General features: G+C 55.6%; 10 protein-coding genes. 8 read left to right on the top strand and 2 right to left on the bottom strand.

The features are described from left to right. The first annotated feature begins 7 nt into the window (after window positions 1-7). The gene (locus B051_RS0119820; RefSeq protein ID WP_018479979.1) at window positions 8-640 is read left to right on the top strand and encodes a DUF4230 domain-containing protein; all 633 of its coding nucleotides are present in this window, start codon (window positions 8-10) and stop codon (window positions 638-640) included. A gap of 67 nt (window positions 641-707) precedes the next feature. Here B051_RS0119820 and B051_RS0119815 read toward each other — a convergent pair whose 3' ends face one another. After that, a complete protein-coding gene (locus B051_RS0119815) occupies window positions 708-1,190 on the bottom strand; it encodes a regulatory protein RecX (RefSeq protein ID WP_018479978.1) in 483 nt (160 codons plus the stop codon). A gap of 819 nt (window positions 1,191-2,009) precedes the next feature. Between B051_RS0119815 and B051_RS0119805 the strand changes: the two genes are divergently transcribed. The 3 genes from B051_RS0119805 to B051_RS0119795 all read left to right on the top strand — a co-directional run bounded on the left by B051_RS0119805 (window position 2,010) and on the right by B051_RS0119795 (window position 6,051). Then, window positions 2,010-2,885 carry a DMT family transporter gene (locus B051_RS0119805; RefSeq protein ID WP_018479976.1) on the top strand — a complete coding sequence of 292 codons (876 nt, stop codon included), beginning with the start codon at window positions 2,010-2,012 and terminating at the stop codon, window positions 2,883-2,885. 118 nt (window positions 2,886-3,003) lie between these two features. Beyond that, on the top strand, window positions 3,004-5,595 hold the full coding sequence (locus B051_RS0119800; RefSeq protein ID WP_018479975.1) for a DUF5686 and carboxypeptidase regulatory-like domain-containing protein: 2,592 nt from the start codon (window positions 3,004-3,006) through the stop codon (window positions 5,593-5,595). A 93-nt stretch (window positions 5,596-5,688) separates the two neighbouring features. Continuing rightward, window positions 5,689-6,051 carry a hypothetical protein gene (locus B051_RS0119795; protein WP_018479974.1) on the top strand — a complete coding sequence of 121 codons (363 nt, stop codon included), beginning with the start codon at window positions 5,689-5,691 and terminating at the stop codon, window positions 6,049-6,051. A gap of 76 nt (window positions 6,052-6,127) precedes the next feature. Here the strand turns inward: B051_RS0119795 and B051_RS0119790 are convergent, their stop codons facing one another. Further along, on the bottom strand, window positions 6,128-7,078 hold the full coding sequence (locus B051_RS0119790; RefSeq protein WP_018479973.1) for an EamA family transporter: 951 nt from the start codon (window positions 7,076-7,078) through the stop codon (window positions 6,128-6,130). Between the two features lie 921 nt (window positions 7,079-7,999). On the opposite strand from B051_RS0119790, the gene B051_RS0119785 reads away from it, so the two are divergent. The 4 genes from B051_RS0119785 to B051_RS0119770 all read left to right on the top strand — a co-directional run bounded on the left by B051_RS0119785 (window position 8,000) and on the right by B051_RS0119770 (window position 16,659). Further along, window positions 8,000-10,450: a bifunctional UDP-N-acetylmuramoyl-tripeptide:D-alanyl-D-alanine ligase/alanine racemase gene (locus B051_RS0119785; RefSeq protein WP_018479972.1), complete on the top strand. Its 2,451-nt coding sequence runs from the start codon at window positions 8,000-8,002 to the stop codon at window positions 10,448-10,450. A gap of 138 nt (window positions 10,451-10,588) precedes the next feature. Then, a complete protein-coding gene (locus B051_RS0119780) occupies window positions 10,589-10,795 on the top strand; it encodes a FeoA family protein (protein ID WP_033317073.1) in 207 nt (68 codons plus the stop codon). Between the two features lie 7 nt (window positions 10,796-10,802). Beyond that, window positions 10,803-12,956 carry a ferrous iron transport protein B gene (gene feoB / locus B051_RS0119775; RefSeq protein ID WP_018479970.1) on the top strand — a complete coding sequence of 718 codons (2,154 nt, stop codon included), beginning with the start codon at window positions 10,803-10,805 and terminating at the stop codon, window positions 12,954-12,956. Window positions 12,957-13,449: 493 nt separating this feature from the next. After that, complete coding sequence (locus B051_RS0119770) at window positions 13,450-16,659, top strand: SusC/RagA family TonB-linked outer membrane protein (RefSeq protein ID WP_033317068.1); 3,210 nt, start codon at window positions 13,450-13,452, stop codon at window positions 16,657-16,659. The last annotated feature ends 9 nt before the right edge of the window (window positions 16,660-16,668 follow it).

Below are 16,668 nucleotides of genomic sequence, written 5' to 3'. Positions count from 1 at the left end.
CGCCCACATGTCCCTTATCAGATTCTTGTTCCGTTTGCTGCCGCTCCTGCTGTTCATCCTGGCTGCTGTCTTCATCTGGAGTAGCTTCAAGGGTTCCTGGTTCGGCTCAGAAGAAAAGCAGCCGGAGGTCATCGTGAACCACAATACCATCCTGACGACGGTGGAGGAACTGGGCAGAATGGAACTAGTACGCTACAACTTCAAAGACGTGGTGGAGTATGAGAAGGATGTGTCGCGGTGGGTGCCTAACTCCAAGGTGGTGCTGGTGGTGACGGGCGAGGCGGTCGGCTGCGTGGATTTCGCGAAGCTGGAGGAGCAGGACATCCGGTTCTATGGAGACTCGCTGGTGCAAATCAGCCTACCCGAGCCGGAGGTATGCTACTACAAGATAGACCACAGCAAATCCAAAGTTTTTTCGAAGGAGAACACCTACTTTCAGGATGCGGACCTGGTGCAGGAGAGCTACCGCTACGCGGAGGCCAACGTGAAGGAGGCGGCCATCAATTCCGGTATCCTACGCCAGACCACGGTGAACGCCGAGAAGGTGCTCAAGCCGATGCTGGAGGAGATAACGGGCCGCAAAGTGGTGCTGGTGCCCCAGAGGCGCATGAAGAACCCGGAGATGCCAGCGAAGCGGTAGGGGTTGATTGTTGATTGGCTCAAGAAAAACGACGTTACTTGTGACGTCACTTCTGAACTCATACCTCCTAAGCTCCTAGACTCTTTATCGCGTCTTGTACCAAGTCATTCTCATAGCCCTTGCTGACAAGGAAATAGGTGAGTTTCTGGCGGCGGGTGAAGGGATTTTTCTCTTTCTCTGTGCTGTTCTTTTTCTCGAGCAGCTGCAATAGATTCTGCTCGTATACCTCAAAATCAATTTCTTTCAGGCCCTGCTTGATGCAGTAGTCGGAGATGCCTTTGGCCTTCAGCCCCTGCACGATTTTGCGGCGCCCCCACTTCTTCAGACCATACTTGCCTCGCACATACGATTGGGCGTAGCGCTCCTCGTCCAGCAACTTCTCCTGGCTGAGGCGCACAATCAACTCTTCCACGTCATCGGGCTCCAGACCATACGAAAACAGTTTCGTGCGCACTTCCTGCTGCGTTCGCTCCTGGTAGGCGCAGTAGGCCGCTGCCTTTATCAGGGCTTCTTTCGGGGTATAGGTTTTCTTGTTCTTCTGCTGTTCCAAATCAAGTGTATTGCTTCGTTATACAACATGCGTAGGCTCCCAAGAGTTGCGGGTGACGGGGTGTTTCATTGTCAAATGTATGGAATCTGTACCTAAGTTTGCTTGTGCTTTGTAGCTACTGTCTTTGCTGCTTGCCCGCTGAGTTGTTTCATAGCTCGCCTGCCGGCGGGGCCTTACTTTTTTCCCTGATGAAAATCGAGGGCCCCTACCCCCAAAGTAAGCAAAAGTATCAAGACGCTTTTAAACTCGCTGACCGCTCGAACAAAAAATCGTCAGCGGTGCACCTGGCTCAGGCCGTTGCTGCGTGGCTGATGTTGTAAGTATGTCTGCTATACCTGTCAGCGGTCTGTGCTACAACGCTTCAGTATTATGAACAATAGCGGCAGAAACTCCCCCTTCGAAGGGGCAGGGGGATGTTCATAGCAGCGAATACTCCTCTCTTGAGAAAGGCAGGGGGATGTCAATCATGCACAGGTATATCCTACACTGCCGGTCACGGCCCCGGGTCCAACCACCCCTGCCCCTCCTTGTCCAAGGAGAGGCGCCTGCCGCTGCTGCTGGTCAGGTATAGGCGCTGTAGCTGATGCCACTCATGTTTGAAGGACGCAGCTAGTGGAAACCCACCAAGGACGAAGCACCCGCGGCTTAAGCACTCGAACAGCAGCAACGCTGTTGTGAGTATAGGGCACCATAACGGCAGTAGCCATGCTAAGGGAACAAGTTTAGGTATAATAATAACCAATGCCCTGAACTGTTACCCGCAAAAAAACACACATCTAACCATAATATACCTGACCTTTGCGAGGTTAAATCGATTCTATGTTTACAAAAGGAATCCGGTATATGCTGCTGTCCACGCTGTTTTTCGCGCTCATGAACGTGTGCGTGAAGCTGGTGCCGCATATACCTGCCATCGAGGTGATTCTGTTCCGGTCGGGCGTGTCGTTGGTGATGAGCTACGTGATGCTGCGCAGCCAGCGGGTGAGCGTGTGGGGCAGCAACCACGGACTCCTGGTAGCCCGTGGCGTGGCCGGAGCCATCGCGCTGGCGCTCTTCTTCACCACCCTGCAGAAGATGCCGCTGGCCACCGCAGCCACCATACAGTACCTGTCGCCCATCTTCACCACCATCATGGGCATCTTCATCGTCAAAGAGAAGGTGAAGCCGTGGCAGTGGCTGTTCTTCGCGCTGTCTTTCTGCGGCATCCTGATAATCGAGGGGGTGGACACGCGGGTGGAGTCGCTGTATGTGTGGATGGGTGTGCTGAGTGCGCTGTTCGCCGGCCTGGCCTACAACTTTATCCGTCGTCTCAATACGCGGGAGCATCCGCTCGTCATTGTGTTTTATTTCCCGATGGTGGCGCTGCCGCTGGCGGGTCTCTACTCCATTTTCAACTGGGTGCAGCCGCAGGGCTGGGACTGGGGCATTCTGCTGCTGGTGGGTGTGTTCACGCAGTTCGGGCAGTACTACATGACCATGTCCTACCAGGCGGAGGAGATTTCCAAGGTCGCCACCCTGAACTACATCGGCATCATTTACGCCCTCTCGCTGGGGTATATCCTGTTCGGGGAGGAGTTTGAGTTGGCGACCTACTTGGGGATGGCCCTGGTGCTGGTCGGCGTGATTCTGAACGTGCGCTACAAGCACCAACTAGCGAAGCGGGAAAGTAAAGTGCCAGAAAAGAAGCCTGGCTGAATGTCCCAGGTATAGCTTCTCCTAGCCAGATATTAGAAGAATGGGAAACACGAAGCGCTGGTTTCATCGTTAGTCCTTAAACTGTATACCTCATCACGCTACTATTAACCTTACGTGCATGCGCCCTGCTTTTCTGTTCTTCCTGCTATACCTCCTGCCAGCCATCACGCTTGCCGGCACGCTGCGTGGCCGCATCACGGACGAGAAAAACCAGGGATTGCCCTTTGCCAGCATCTACATCAAAGAGACCGCCAGCGGCACCGCCTCCAACGACCAGGGAGATTTCCAGCTGCAGTTGCCCCCGGGTACCTATACCCTGGAGTTCAAATACGTGGGCTACAAAGCCAGGACAGAGACCGTGACCATAGGCGATGCCCCCCAGGAGCTGAACGTGCAGCTGGTGCCGGAGGTGCTCAACCTCAAAGAGGTGGTGGTGCGGGCCGCCGATGAGGACCCGGCCTACGGCATCATGCGCAACGCCATTAGGCTGCGGAAGTATCACCGCGACGAGGTGAACGCCTGGAGCGCCCGCGTGTACATGAAAGGCGTGGCGCGCATGGACAAAGTGCCCGGCAAGGTGCTGGGCGTGCGGGTGGTGGACGTGGATACAGGCATCGTATACCTGTCGGAGTCGGTGTCGGAGCTGCACTTCAAAAAGCCGAACAAGGTACATGAGCGCGTGATTTCATCTAAAGTAAGCGGCAAGAAACAAGGATTCAGCTTCAACCAGGCCTCGGAGATGAACATCAGCTTTTATGAAAATCTGCTGCGGGTGGAGGGGCTGAGTGAGCGGGGTTTCGTGTCGCCGCTGGCCAACAACGCGCTTTTCTTCTACCGCTACGAATACCTGGGCACTTTCCAGGAGAACGGCCGCACCATCAACAAAATCAAAGTCATACCACGGCGGAAGAACGACCCGGTTTTCCGGGGGAACATCTACATTGTGGACGGCAGCTGGCGCATCCACAGCACCGACCTCACGCTCACCAAGAACGCGGGGATTGAGTTCGTCGATTTCATACGGGTGCGGCAGGTATACGCGCCGGTGCATGGCGAGGTATGGATGCCAGTGTCGCAGCGCTTCACCTTCGAGGCGGCGGGCTTTGGCTTCAAGGGCGGCGGTTATGCAACGGGTGTGTACTCTAAGTATAAAGTGCAGCCTGCCTACAGCAAGCCGCCGGTCCTGCAGGAGCAACCCGAGCCAACCGAGACCCAGGATGCCATCGTGGCTGAAACCAAACTAGCCCGCCGCCAACGGCCGCGTCTCATAAAGCCTGAACAGGTGGAGCCGCAGGAGCAGCAACCTATACAGGACGATAAAATCTTCAGCCGCGAGGTGCTGGTGGTGGAGCGGGAGGCCAACACCCGCGACTCCGCCTACTGGGATGACATCCGCCCCGTGCCCCTCACGCAGGAGGAGGTACTGGATTATCAGGTGAAAGACAGCCTGGAGGTGATTCGGGAATCGCGCGTGTACAAAGACTCCGTGGACCGCATCCGGAACAAACCTTCCTTCGGGAGTTTTTTCCTGCGGGGCTATACCTACTCCAACACCTATCTGAAGAAATACTACAACCTGGACCCGCTGCTGAGCTTCACCGGTGGCCCCAGCATCCTTCAATACAACACCGTGGAGGGCGCCGTAGCCAACGTGGGAGTGGAGTACCGAAGGGAATTTGAAGACCGCCGCCGCTACGAGATACAGCCCACCGTGCGCTACGGTTTCTCCAACGAGAAACTGAACGCCAAGCTGCGTCTGAGCTATACCTACAACCCCATCCGCAGGAGCAATGTCACGGTGGAGGGTGGCCGCTTCGTGGACCAGATTAACTCCACCGACCCGATTTCGCCGTTCGCCAACACCGTCTATACCTTGCTGTTGCACAAAAACTACCTCAAGCTGTACCAGCGCGACTACGGACGCATCAACTTCCGCTCGGAGGTGCTGAATGGCGTGACCCTGCTCACCTCGCTGGATTACGCGCACCGCATGCCGCTGCAGAACAGCACCGACTATACCTTCCGGGAGGGTTCGCCTGGCAAAGCCTTCACCTCCAACGTGCCCGAGAACGCTGAACTGGCCGATGCCTCTTTTGAAGAACACCAGGCCCTGACAGCCGCCTTCACAGTGAGCTTCCGGCCGGGTATGGAGTACATCTCCCGTCCTGACCGCAAAATCAACATCGGCTCAAGTTGGCCCACGTTCTCGCTCGGCTACCGGGGAGGCATCAAGGCGTTGGGCGGCGATGTGAAGTACCACACCATGGCGGTGCGCATTTCTGACGACTTAAGCCTAGGCCTGCTGGGCAGCAGCGAGTACAGCTTCACCGGCGGCACCTTCTGGGGCAAAGAGGACATGCGCCTGATGGACTACCGCCACTTCAACGGCAACCGCACCGTGTTTGCGGGCGTGTACACTGGCTTCCAGCTGCTGGACTACTACCGTTACAGCACCAACAACCGCTACCTGGAGGGGCACTACGAGCACCATTTCAATGGCTTCCTGTTCAACAAGATACCGCTGTTCCGCCGCCTCAAGTGGCAGGAGGTGGTCAGCCTGCATTACCTCAACACCCGGGAGTCGGACAACTATTTCGAGCTGGGGCTGGGCGTGGAGCACATCTTCAAGGTGCTGCGCGTGGACTTCGTGACCTCGTTCCAGCAGGGGCAGAAGGCGCACACGGGGCTTCGGGTAGGGCTGGGCTTCTAAGGCTGGCTTAGAGGCTGTAAGGAAGCTGTCTTACAACCAAATGCCTGTAGGGACGTTAAAAAATGGAGTTTAAGAACCCAATTTGAAACGAATATGAAAAATTTGAAAGATATACTTAAAACCGGGTTTGCCCTAGCGGTTGTAACCACCTTAACGGTGAGTTGCGGTGAGCGGCCCGCATCGGACCCGGCTGACGATACCAGCACCGCAGAAGCGATAACAGAGAAAAGCAAGTCGACGCAGAACCTGAACGAGCCCCGCCCTGCTCCCATAGGGGACACCGCCGTGACCGGCGAGCAGGCCGACCAGTTTGGCAACCTGCCTCCTAACGTAGACTCCGTGTCGCGCGAGCGGGTGGAGCTGGACAAGCAAAGACAGCTGAAAGAAAACCCAAACCAGCGGCCTAAAATCTCGACGCAGCCGAACCGCAGCGCGGATGGCAGCCGGGAGCAATAGCCTATAAAGTAAAGCAAACGAAGAAGGCCATACCTGTACGCATAGCAGGCATGGCCTCCTTCGTTTTAAGGCAGGTCTACTTCACCACGGCCGTCGTGCCCACAGGAGGTATGACCACGCCTGCGCCGGTCTCCTTGCGGCCTTTCAGGTTAATATTGTAGATAATCACCGAGATGAAAATCAGCGCGTAAGCCACCACCTTCACCAGCGTGGTCTCCTCATTAAAGTACAGGAAGGCCACCACAAAGTTGAGGATGGGGTTGATGTACATGAGGATGCCGATGGTGCCGGAGGTGAGTTCCTTTAGCGCAAACAGGTTCAGGAACAGCGGCAGCACCGTAAAGAGGACACTCAGTATACCTGTCATCAGAAAGAAATGCGAATCCAAGGCCACGGCAGCGTCGCCGGTAAGCTGGCTGTAGAAGGGCGCGATGAAGATAAATGAGAGCAGCAGCTGCAGCGTGAGCAGCACAATCTTGTCGTATACCTTGAGGATTCGCTGGGTAATCAGGTAAAAGGCGTAACTCAACGCGATAAGCAGACTGAAGAGCAGGCTAGTCAGTTCGCCGGTGCCAATCAACACGCAGCTCAGCGCGCTCAGCCCAATCGCCATCCACTGATTTGGCCGCAGCTCCTCCTTCAGCAGCAGGAAGCCGAGCACCGCCGTCAGGATAGGGCAGAGCAGGTAAGAAAAGGAGCCCGTCTGGATGTTGATGTGGTTGATGACGTAGATGAACGCCAGCCAGTTGATGGTCAGCAAGGAGCCGCCCAGGAAGGTGAAGAGCAGGAACCTGCGTGCCTCCCGCGGCTTAGACGCCTTCACCTGCGCCAGCGTCTGCAGCAGGTTCTTGCGCCGGAACAGCAGCGTGATGAGCAGCAGCAGGCACACTGAGAGCGCCACCCGGAAGAACAGGATTTGCCCGCTCGGGTAATCGGCCAGCGCCTTGAGCGGGAACGGGATAAAGCCCCAGATGACGAAAGCCGCTATACCTGCCGCGTAATAAGGTTTGTTATTGGAAGTCTCCATTTCAGCATAAAAGAGCGCAAAGGTATAGCTTTCCTGGAAAATAAGTTAATATATAGCGTGTAGGGGATGTAGGAAGTAAACGATTTGACCTTGTTCGTGGCGGTGGACTTAAGCCTTTTGCCAACTGAGTTGCTCTGTAGCTTGCCCTGGCCGGGCGGGCCTCACTTTTTGTCTTGACACAAAAAGTAAGCAAAAAGGTCAAGACGCTCCAAACTCGCTGAACGCTCGGACAGTGGAGCGCCGAAAGATGCACCTGGCCTATGCCGTTGCATCGTAGTGCAGGTGCAAGTATGTATGCTATACCTATACCTACTACTAAAAGCAACACGCTCCCATTCCATCCCTCCTCCTACTGTCATTCCGACGAAAGGAGGAATCTGTTACCACAGCCACCGCCGGTGCGAGCGCAGCGGGAACCGGCGGTGGTTATGGGGGCTGGACTGCACTTGGGTTGTTCCTCTATTCCCTCTCTTCCCCGCCGTCCTCAGAAAAGCCGCATCGGCGCTGGCGCTGGATTCGCGGCAAGAAAGGTATGAGATTCCTCCTATCGTCGGAATGACAGAAATAAAGGAAAGGCAGTTAGTACAGTAAGAGTCCCTCCTCGAAAGGGGGTGGGTGAAACATAATGGTATACCCGAAGGCTGCAGCCAAGATGTGTCCTACCCAGTCCTTGGGTGGAGCGCCTTGTAGGTTTCCGGTGCCGCAGGCATTGCGACCGTAGGAGCAAAGGAAAGATACACAGCGCGAGGGCCAAGGACGATGCCCCGCGGCTTGAGCGCTCTAGCCGAAGCAACGCAGCTGTAGGCACCAGGAGCACCGGAACGGCAGAAACTATGCAACAACAGTACTGCCAGCTAGCAGCAAGCCTACACCACACTTCAACACGAAACACTATCTTTGCCCCTGTTAACCACATCCCCTATGCTTACCTTTCAGCAGCTTCTTCCCATCACCGGCGGCAGCCTTGTGCAGCAGGCGCAGGACATGCCTGTGACGCACCTGCTCACCGACAGCCGCAAGCTCTCACAACCGGCCGGCACGCTTTTCTTAGCCATCCGGGGCCGGCACAACGACGGGCACCAGTACCTGAAGCAGCTCTACCGGCAGGGCGTGCGGCAATTTGTAGTGGAGGCGGCGCAGGGGCTGGAGAAGCTGCTCCAGGAGGCCAACATCCTGCAAGTGCACAGCAGTCTGGAGGCGCTGCAGGCCGTAGCCGCCTGGCACAGGTCACAATTTCATGTGCCGGTGTTGGGCATCACCGGCAGCAACGGCAAAACTATTGTAAAGGAGTGGCTGGCGCAGTTGCTGAGCCCTGACGAGATGGTCGTGAAAAGCCCCCGCAGCTACAACTCCCAGATTGGCGTCCCCCTGTCGGTTTGGCAGTTGGCGCCGCATCATACCTGGGGTATACTCGAGGCAGGCATCTCTCAGACCGGCGAGATGCAGAAGCTGCAGCGCATCATCCATCCCACGCTAGGCTTAATCACCAACTTGGGCAGTGCCCACGACGAAGGCTTTGCCAGCAGACAGGAGAAGGTGAACGAGAAGCTGCAGCTATTTAAGCAAGTTGAGCTGCTTTTCTACTGCTCAGACCAGGAGCTGGTGCACGAGGCGGTGCAGACCAAAGAAATTAAGACCTTCACCTGGTCCAGAAAGCGGCCAGCGGATGTCTCCATCACCTCCAGTAAGATTTCCGGTCACCATACCATCGTGAGCTATACCTATCGGGAGGAGCGGCACAGCCTGGCTATACCTTTCACAGACGAGGCCTCGGTAGAAAACGCCTTGCATTGCCTGGCGGTGCTGTTGTACCGGAGGCTTTCCTTGACGGATATACAGGACCGGCTGGACCGGCTGCAGCCTGTGGCCATGCGCCTCGAGATGAAAGAGGCCATCAACGGCTGCTACCTCATCGACGATACCTATAACAATGACCTGGCAGGCCTATCAATCGCCCTGGACCTGTTGGCTAGCCAACCCGGGCAGGGGCGGCGCACACTCATCCTTTCCGATTTGCTCGAGTCAGGTATGGCAGAAGACAAATTGTACGCCGAAGTGGCATCATTGGCAAAGGGCCACAACGTGGAGCGATTAATAGGTATAGGGCCGACCATACAGGCGCATGCCGCGAGCTTCAGTGGCGAGTGTGCCTTCTTTCCCACTACATCGGACTTTCTGAAGCACTTCAAGTCTGAGCAGTTCCGCAATGAACTGGTGCTGGTGAAGGGGGCCCGTGTGTTCGGTTTCGAGAAAATCGTGCAGGCCTTTCAGCAGAAGGTGCACGGCACGGTGCTGGAGGTCAACCTCGATGCGTTGGTGCACAACCTCAACTACTACCGCTCCAAACTCGCCCCCGGCACCAAACTGATGGTGATGGTGAAGGCCTTCGCTTACGGCAGCGGCAGCTTCGAGGTAGCCAACCTGTTGCAGTTCCATCGGGCGGACTACCTAGCTGTGGCCTATGTCGACGAGGGAGTAAGCCTGCGGGAGAGAGGCATTACGCTGCCCATCATGGTGATGAACCCATCGCCGGACAGTTTTACCAAACTGCACCAGTACAACCTGGAGCCTGAAATCTACTCGCTGGAGCAGCTGCAGGAGTTCCTGTCCACGGCACAGCCTGAGGCAGCGCACAGAATCCATCTGAAGCTCGATACAGGTATGCACCGGCTCGGCTTCACCGATGAGGATTTGACCAGCCTGTTCCGCCTGCTGAAGGAGCATCCGCAGGTGCGGGTGGTGAGCGCCTTCAGTCACCTGGCGGGAGCCGATGAGGCCTTGCACAACGATTTCTCCCAACAGCAGATTGCCACGTTCCGGAGACTAGCGGCAGAAGTGGAGGCACAACTGGGTTATCCAGTGCTGAAGCACATCCTCAACTCGGCGGGTATTGTCCGTTTCCCAGACCACCAACTGGACATGGTGCGGCTCGGCATCGGGCTGTACGGTGTGGAGGCGACCGGCTCGGAGCAGGAGGCGCTGCAGCCGGTGAGCACCCTCAAAACGACCATCTCGCAGATTAAGTCCATTCGAAAAGGCGAGACCGTGGGCTACAGCCGCAAAGGTATAGCCGACACCGACAAGACCATCGCTACCATTGCCATAGGCTACGCCGACGGCTACGACCGCCGCTTCAGCAATGGTGTCGGAGAGGTTATCGTCAACGAACAGCGGGCGCCCATCATCGGCAACGTGTGCATGGACATGTGCATGGTCGATATCACAGGTATAGCCGCCAAGGCAGGTGACGAAGTGGTGGTGTTCGGGCCGCAGCTGACGCTGGTGGAGCTGGCCAGCCGCATCGGCACCATTCCTTACGAGCTCCTCACGAACGTCAGCACGCGCGTTAAACGCGTGTTCTTCGCGGAGTAAGCTCTAAATCAACCTTATCTTTTGCTTTAAAGCGCGACAGCTTGTAACTTGCAGTTGTTTATAAACAGTCTAAATAAAAGGAAGATAGTGGTGCAGAACAGCTCAGAAGACCAGCAAGGACAAAAGACTGTCCGAGACATGAAAATAGGGGAGCGGGGGGAGATTTGCTGCCTCAACGACCCGGAAATGGCACTCAAACTGCTCGAAATGGGCTGTATACCTGGCACGGAGGTGAAGCTGAACAGCAAAGCCCCACTCGGAGACCCCATCACCATCATCGTGAATGACTATACCCTCTCCCTCCGTTTAGACGAAGCTGAAACTATTCTGCTGAAGAAGAGATAATTACCACATGGCTGCAACCATACAGGCGGAAGCGCCGGAGGCCAAGAAAGCACCTGTACACCAGCCAGTGGCCAGGATTGCGCTCATTGGCAACCCAAACTCCGGTAAGACCTCCCTCTTTAACCAACTGACCGGCCTTAACCAAAAGGTGGGCAATTTCCCAGGTGTCACCGTCGACAAAAAGACCGGCATCAGCCAACTGACTCCTGGCTTTAAGGCGCAGATAATCGACCTGCCCGGCACCTATAGCTTATACCCCAAGTCGCTGGATGAGCGCATCATCATCGACCTGCTCTACGACCCGGCCTCCAAACACTACCCTGACCTGGTCATTGTAACAGCCGACGCCTCCAACCTGAAGCGCAACCTGCTGCTTTTCACGCAACTCGCCGACCTCAACATGCCCACCGTGCTGGCCCTCAACATGATGGATGTGGCCGAGACCGAAGGCGTGAAGATAGACGTGGAGGCGCTGCAGCGGGAACTGGGTGTGCCGGTGATTCCGATGAACGCCCGCAAGGGGGTAGGTATAGCGGCACTTAAGATAGTGACCTCACAGCAGTTGGCGTCCCCAGGCGCCACCTTTTTCCAGATACCAGCTGACTTAAGACCTCTTGTAGACCAGATAAAGGAGCGCTTCGGCCTCCGCAACGATTACCTGGCGCTGCACTACGCGCACCAGTACAAGAGCCTGCGCTTTCTTTCCGAAGAAAACAAGGTATGGCTGGACCACTTGGTGGAGAAGGAGGGCTTCAGGTCGAACGCCGTGCAGGCCAGCGAGACCATTGCCCGTTACGCGCGCATCAATGAGCTGCTGCTGGACGTGGTGCGTGTGGAGAAAGTCAAAGAGGAGGAGAAGTTCAGCAACCGCCTCGACCAAGTGCTCACCCACAAGGTGTTCGGCTACCTGATTTTCCTGGCGCTGCTGTTTCTGGTGTTCCAGGCGGTGTTCGCCTGGGCCAGCTACCCCATGGATTTGATTGACCAAGGTATAGCCGCCATCAACACGCTCATACAGGAGAACTTCAGCGGGCCGCTCATCAACCTGCTTACTGAAGGCGTCATTGCCGGCCTGGGCGGTGTGCTCATCTTCATTCCCCAGATTGCCATCTTATTCGCGTTCATCGCCATACTGGAAGAAACCGGCTATATGGCCCGCGTCACTTTCATGATGGACAAAATCATGCGCAAATTCGGTTTGAACGGCAAAAGCGTGGTGCCACTCATATCGGGCGTAGCCTGTGCCGTGCCGGCGGTGATGTCGGCGCGCACCATTGAGAACTGGAAGGACCGGATGATTACCATCTTCGTGACGCCGCTCATGAGTTGCTCTGCCCGCATACCTGTCTATACTGTGCTGATAGCGCTGGTGGTGCCGGAGGTCTATTACTTTGGCTTCCTCAACCTGCAGGGCATTGTGCTGATGGGGCTATACCTGCTCGGCTTCGTGTCGGCCATCCTGTCGGCAATGCTGCTCAAAGTGTTGCTCAAGGCGCGTGAGCGGAGCTATTTCATCATGGAGTTCCCAGTATACAAGATGCCGCGCTGGAAGAACGTAGGCCTGACGATTATCGAGAAGACCAAGGCTTTTGTGCTGGAGGCGGGTAAAATCATCGTGGCGGTATCCATCATCCTGTGGGTAATGGCCTCCTACGGCCCCGGCGACAGCTTTGAGCGGGCGGAACAGCGCGTGCAGGCCGAGGCGCAGGCCAAAGGCTATACCCAAACGCAGACCGAGAATGCCGTGGCGGCAGCCCAGCTGGAATCGTCCTACGCAGGTATGTTCGGCCGCACCATAGAGCCGGTCATCAAGCCGCTGGGCTACGACTGGAAGATAGGTATCGCCCTACTCACTTCCTTTGCCGCCCGTGAGGTGTTTGTGGGTACCATTTCCACCATCTACAGCATAGGGGAGGAGGAGAACGTGACGACCATCAAGGACAAGCTGCTAGCTGAGAAGGACGCCGATGGCAACCCGTTCTTTACCCCAGCGCGCGCCTTCTCCCTGCTCATCTTCTACGCCTTTGCCATGCAGTGCATGAGCACGCTGGCCGTGGTGCGCCGCGAGACCAAGAGCTGGACCTGGCCACTGGCGCAGCTTGTCTACATGAGTGGGCTGGCCTACGTGGCTGCCTTCATCACCTTCCAGTTGATGAAGTAACCTTAGTACATACATCATTTAAGCAAAAGAGCCTGCCCCACGCTGGGGCAGGCTCTTTTGCTTTCTAAGCGGAGGCATCTGCCTTTTCCGGTAACACAAAGACAACGAAGCATACGGTAAGATAATAATAGGATTATTCCGTACGTATTTAGTGTATTTTTATTTGAATGTATCGTATAAAGTTGTAATTGTCATAACCATTGTCTTTCTAGCGCTGTATAAAGCAGATGATGCAGGAGAGGGAGCAGCTATCCCTATATGGAGATACTTTCTTGTTACGCAAGGGTTTACAGCCTGCTGCAGCCATTATATTCTCTCACTAACGGTCGCCACCTTGGCGCCGGGACCTAATGCTTACCTCTGAACGGCCGCCTGTCGCGCCGGGAATCAACATTGGCCTTCTTTGAACGGCGCCCATCTGGTGCCGGTGAATCAAGTTAGCTGTCTGCAGCTAGCCCACCTATCTGTACTACTCACCTAAAACAAGAATGCAATGAGGAAACTTTTAACATTGAGCCTCTTACTAGTGTTTGCACTGCAACTGCAGGTACTGGCTCAGGGAAGGGTCATTACCGGCAGGGTAATAGATGCTTCCACGAATCAGCCTTTGCCAGGGGTAGCGGTCCTGGTCAAAGGAACAACTGTGGGTACCGCTACCGGCGCCGAAGGCAACTACTCCCTTACCGTGCCAGACGATGCCACCACACTGGAGTTCCGGTTCATCGGCTATCAGACCACAGAACGGCCAATCGGCACTTCCACCACAATCGACGTCAGCCTTCCACTTGCCACAGAGCAACTGAGCGAGGTGGTGGTGACCGCCCTGGGCATAGAGCGTAACAAAAACGAACTGGCCTACTCGGCCCAGCAGGTGAGCGGGGAGGAGATTACCCGTACCAGAAGCGCCGACTTTGTGAACACGCTGTCCGGAAAAGTGGCGGGCCTTGACATACGCTCCAACAACACCATGGGCGGGTCCACGAACGTCATCATACGGGGTTACAAATCCATTACCGGAAACAACCAGGCACTGTTCGTGATTGACGGTGTGCCCGTAAGTAACGCCAACACCAACACGGCTGACCAACAGTCTGGTAGGGTAGGTACCGACTTTGGCAACGCCGCTGCTGACTTGAACCCGGACAACATTGAATCCGTGAACGTGCTGAAAGGCGCCGCCGCCACCGCGCTTTACGGTTCGCGCGCAGCCAACGGCGTGATTATGATCACCACTAAGAAAGGTGCCAAGAACAGCCTGAACGTCAGCGTCAACAGCGGTGTCACTTGGAGCACCATGGACAGGAGCACGTATGTGGATTACCAGAAAGAGTACGGGGCAGGCTATTCGCAGGAGTTCCGTCCACCCCAGGATTTAGGCAGCGGAGTGGCACCCGTGGTGCTCTTTCAGGATGATGCCTCCTACGGCCCACGGTTCGACCCGAACCTGCAGGTATACCAATGGGATGCCATTGACCCGCTCCACCCGAACTTTGGAAGAACCAGACCCTGGGTGGCCGCCGAGAATGACCCGCGCGACTTCTATGAAACTGGCGTCAACTCCAACCAAAGCATCATCATAAGCGGAGGCGGGGACAAGACCACCGTCAAGTTGGCCTATACCCGAAACGACATCAAAGGCAACCTGCCCAATTCCACACTGGATAAGGACCTGTTCAACTTCACGGGCACCTATGATGCAACCGAGAAAATATCTGTGAGTGCTTCTGCTAACTATGCCCGCACGGTAGGTGTTGGCCGATATGGAACCGGTTATAACGGCCGTAACCCCAACCAGCAGTTCAGGCAGTGGTGGCAGACCAACGTAGACATAAAAGAGCAGGAAGAGGCTTACTTCAGGAACCGCCAGAACATCACCTGGAACTGGAACGCTGATAACACGGCCCCTATCTACTCCGACAACCCCTACTGGACCAGGTTCGAGAACTACTCCAACGACGCCAGGGACAACTTCTACGGATATGCGTCTGCCACTTATAAGTTCACCGACTGGCTGAACCTGTTTGGCAGGGTCACCTACAACACCACCACCGACTTGCAGGAGGAGCGGGTGGCCATAGGAAGTGCCGACGTGAGTGAGTACGAGCGGTATGACAAGGAGTTCAACGAGACCAACTACGACCTCTTCCTGAACTTCAACAGGAACATCACGGAGGAAATCAGCCTGAACGGTTTGATAGGTACCAACCTCAACAGAAGCCGTTTACGTGACATCAGGGCTAGCACGAACGGTGGTCTCGTTATACCTAGGTTGTATGCCCTGTCAAACACGACTAACCCTATCCAGGCTCCGATTGAAAACTTTGAACGCCAAGGAGTAGACGGTATCTTTGCGAACGCGAACATCGGCTTCCGGGAGACTTATTTCCTGGAGCTCTCGGCACGCCGCGATAAATCCACCACTCTGCCAGAAGAGGATAACTCTTATTTCTATCCTTCCATAGCGGGTAACGTGGTGTTTTCCAACCTGCTTCAGGTGCCGTGGCTGTCAGGGGGCAAGCTCCGGGTGAACTACGCCGAGGTAGGCAACAGTGCGCAGCCATTGAGTATATTCGATGTGTACACCCAGCCAACAGGCTTAGGTTCGGTTCCTATCTTCTCGCTGCCGAACACCAAAAACAACGAGAACCTGAAGCCGGAGAGAACCAAGAGCTTTGAGGCAGGTGTGGAGGCGGACTTCTTCAACAACCTGTTCGGGTTTGACTTCACTTACTACCGTTCCAGCACAGTTGACCAGATTATCAACGTGTCTACTACCGGTGCCACCGGCTACACAGCCCAGTGGGTGAACGCGGGTGAAGTGGAGAACAAGGGATTTGAGGTGGCCGCCTTTGCCACGCCGATACAGGCAGGGGACTTCACCTGGAACATCAACATAAACTTTGCCCGCAACCGCAATGAGGTAATAAGTTTGTACCAGGATGTACAGAACATCCCCTTGGCCACGTTCCAGGGTGGTGTGTCGCTCAACGCAGCAGTAGGCCATCCGTTCGGTGTAATCAGAGGCACTGACTTTGTGTATACCAACGGAGAAAAGACCGTTAACGCAGATGGTTACTACCTGAACTCAGGCAATGCCTCCGATATCATCGGTGACCCGAACCCAGATTGGACCGGCGGTGTGAACAACACCATCAGCTTCAAAGGTGTGTCGCTGGGCTTCCTAATCGATGTTCGCCACGGCGGCGATATATTCTCCCTTGACCAGTGGTATGGTGAGGCGACAGGCCTTTATCCGAACTCTGCGGGGTTGAACGACAAAGGCAACCCGTCCCGTCTCCCGGTAGATCAAGGCGGTGGCATACTGCTGCCCGGCGTGAAAGAGGACGGAAGCCGCAACGACGTATACGCAGAGAACCTCGACGGCAACGGCAACACACCCTTTGGATATGCCGCTGGCGGTATAGAGGCGCCACGGGCGATGTATGTGTTCGATGGTAGCTTCGTGAAGCTGAGAGAGGTAGCTCTTTCCTATGCGCTGCCACAGGCCCTGCTTGAGAACATCGGCTTCATAAAAGGGGTTGACCTGCAGCTGATTGGCCGCAACCTGTGGATTATCCACAAGAACATGGAGTTTTCAGACCCGGAAGAAGGTCTGAGCTCAGGCAACGCCGCCAGAGGTTACCAGTCAGGAGCTTACCCGGCTTTCAGAACCTACGGATTTAACGTTAGATTTAATTTCTAAACTATCAAG

The sequence above is a fragment of the Pontibacter roseus DSM 17521 genome (assembly GCF_000373265.1).
Taxonomy (GTDB): domain Bacteria; phylum Bacteroidota; class Bacteroidia; order Cytophagales; family Hymenobacteraceae; genus Pontibacter; species Pontibacter roseus.
This window is presented reverse-complemented; position numbering and strand designations above follow the sequence as displayed.

Bases quoted from the DNA above. Each gene is read 5' to 3' on its own strand.
- B051_RS0119820 (WP_018479979.1), top strand. From the start codon at position 8: ATGTCCCTTATCAGATTCTTGTTCCGTTTGCTGCCGCTCCTGCTGTTC.
- B051_RS0119805 (WP_018479976.1), top strand. From the start codon at position 2,010: ATGTTTACAAAAGGAATCCGGTATATGCTGCTGTCCACGCTGTTTTTC.
- B051_RS0119800 (WP_018479975.1), top strand. From the start codon at position 3,004: ATGCGCCCTGCTTTTCTGTTCTTCCTGCTATACCTCCTGCCAGCCATC.
- B051_RS0119795 (WP_018479974.1), top strand. From the start codon at position 5,689: ATGAAAAATTTGAAAGATATACTTAAAACCGGGTTTGCCCTAGCGGTT.
- B051_RS0119790 (WP_018479973.1), bottom strand. From the start codon at position 7,078: ATGGAGACTTCCAATAACAAACCTTATTACGCGGCAGGTATAGCGGCT.
- B051_RS0119785 (WP_018479972.1), top strand. From the start codon at position 8,000: ATGCTTACCTTTCAGCAGCTTCTTCCCATCACCGGCGGCAGCCTTGTG.
- B051_RS0119780 (WP_033317073.1), top strand. From the start codon at position 10,589: ATGAAAATAGGGGAGCGGGGGGAGATTTGCTGCCTCAACGACCCGGAA.
- feoB (WP_018479970.1), top strand. From the start codon at position 10,803: ATGGCTGCAACCATACAGGCGGAAGCGCCGGAGGCCAAGAAAGCACCT.
- B051_RS0119770 (WP_033317068.1), top strand. From the start codon at position 13,450: ATGAGGAAACTTTTAACATTGAGCCTCTTACTAGTGTTTGCACTGCAA.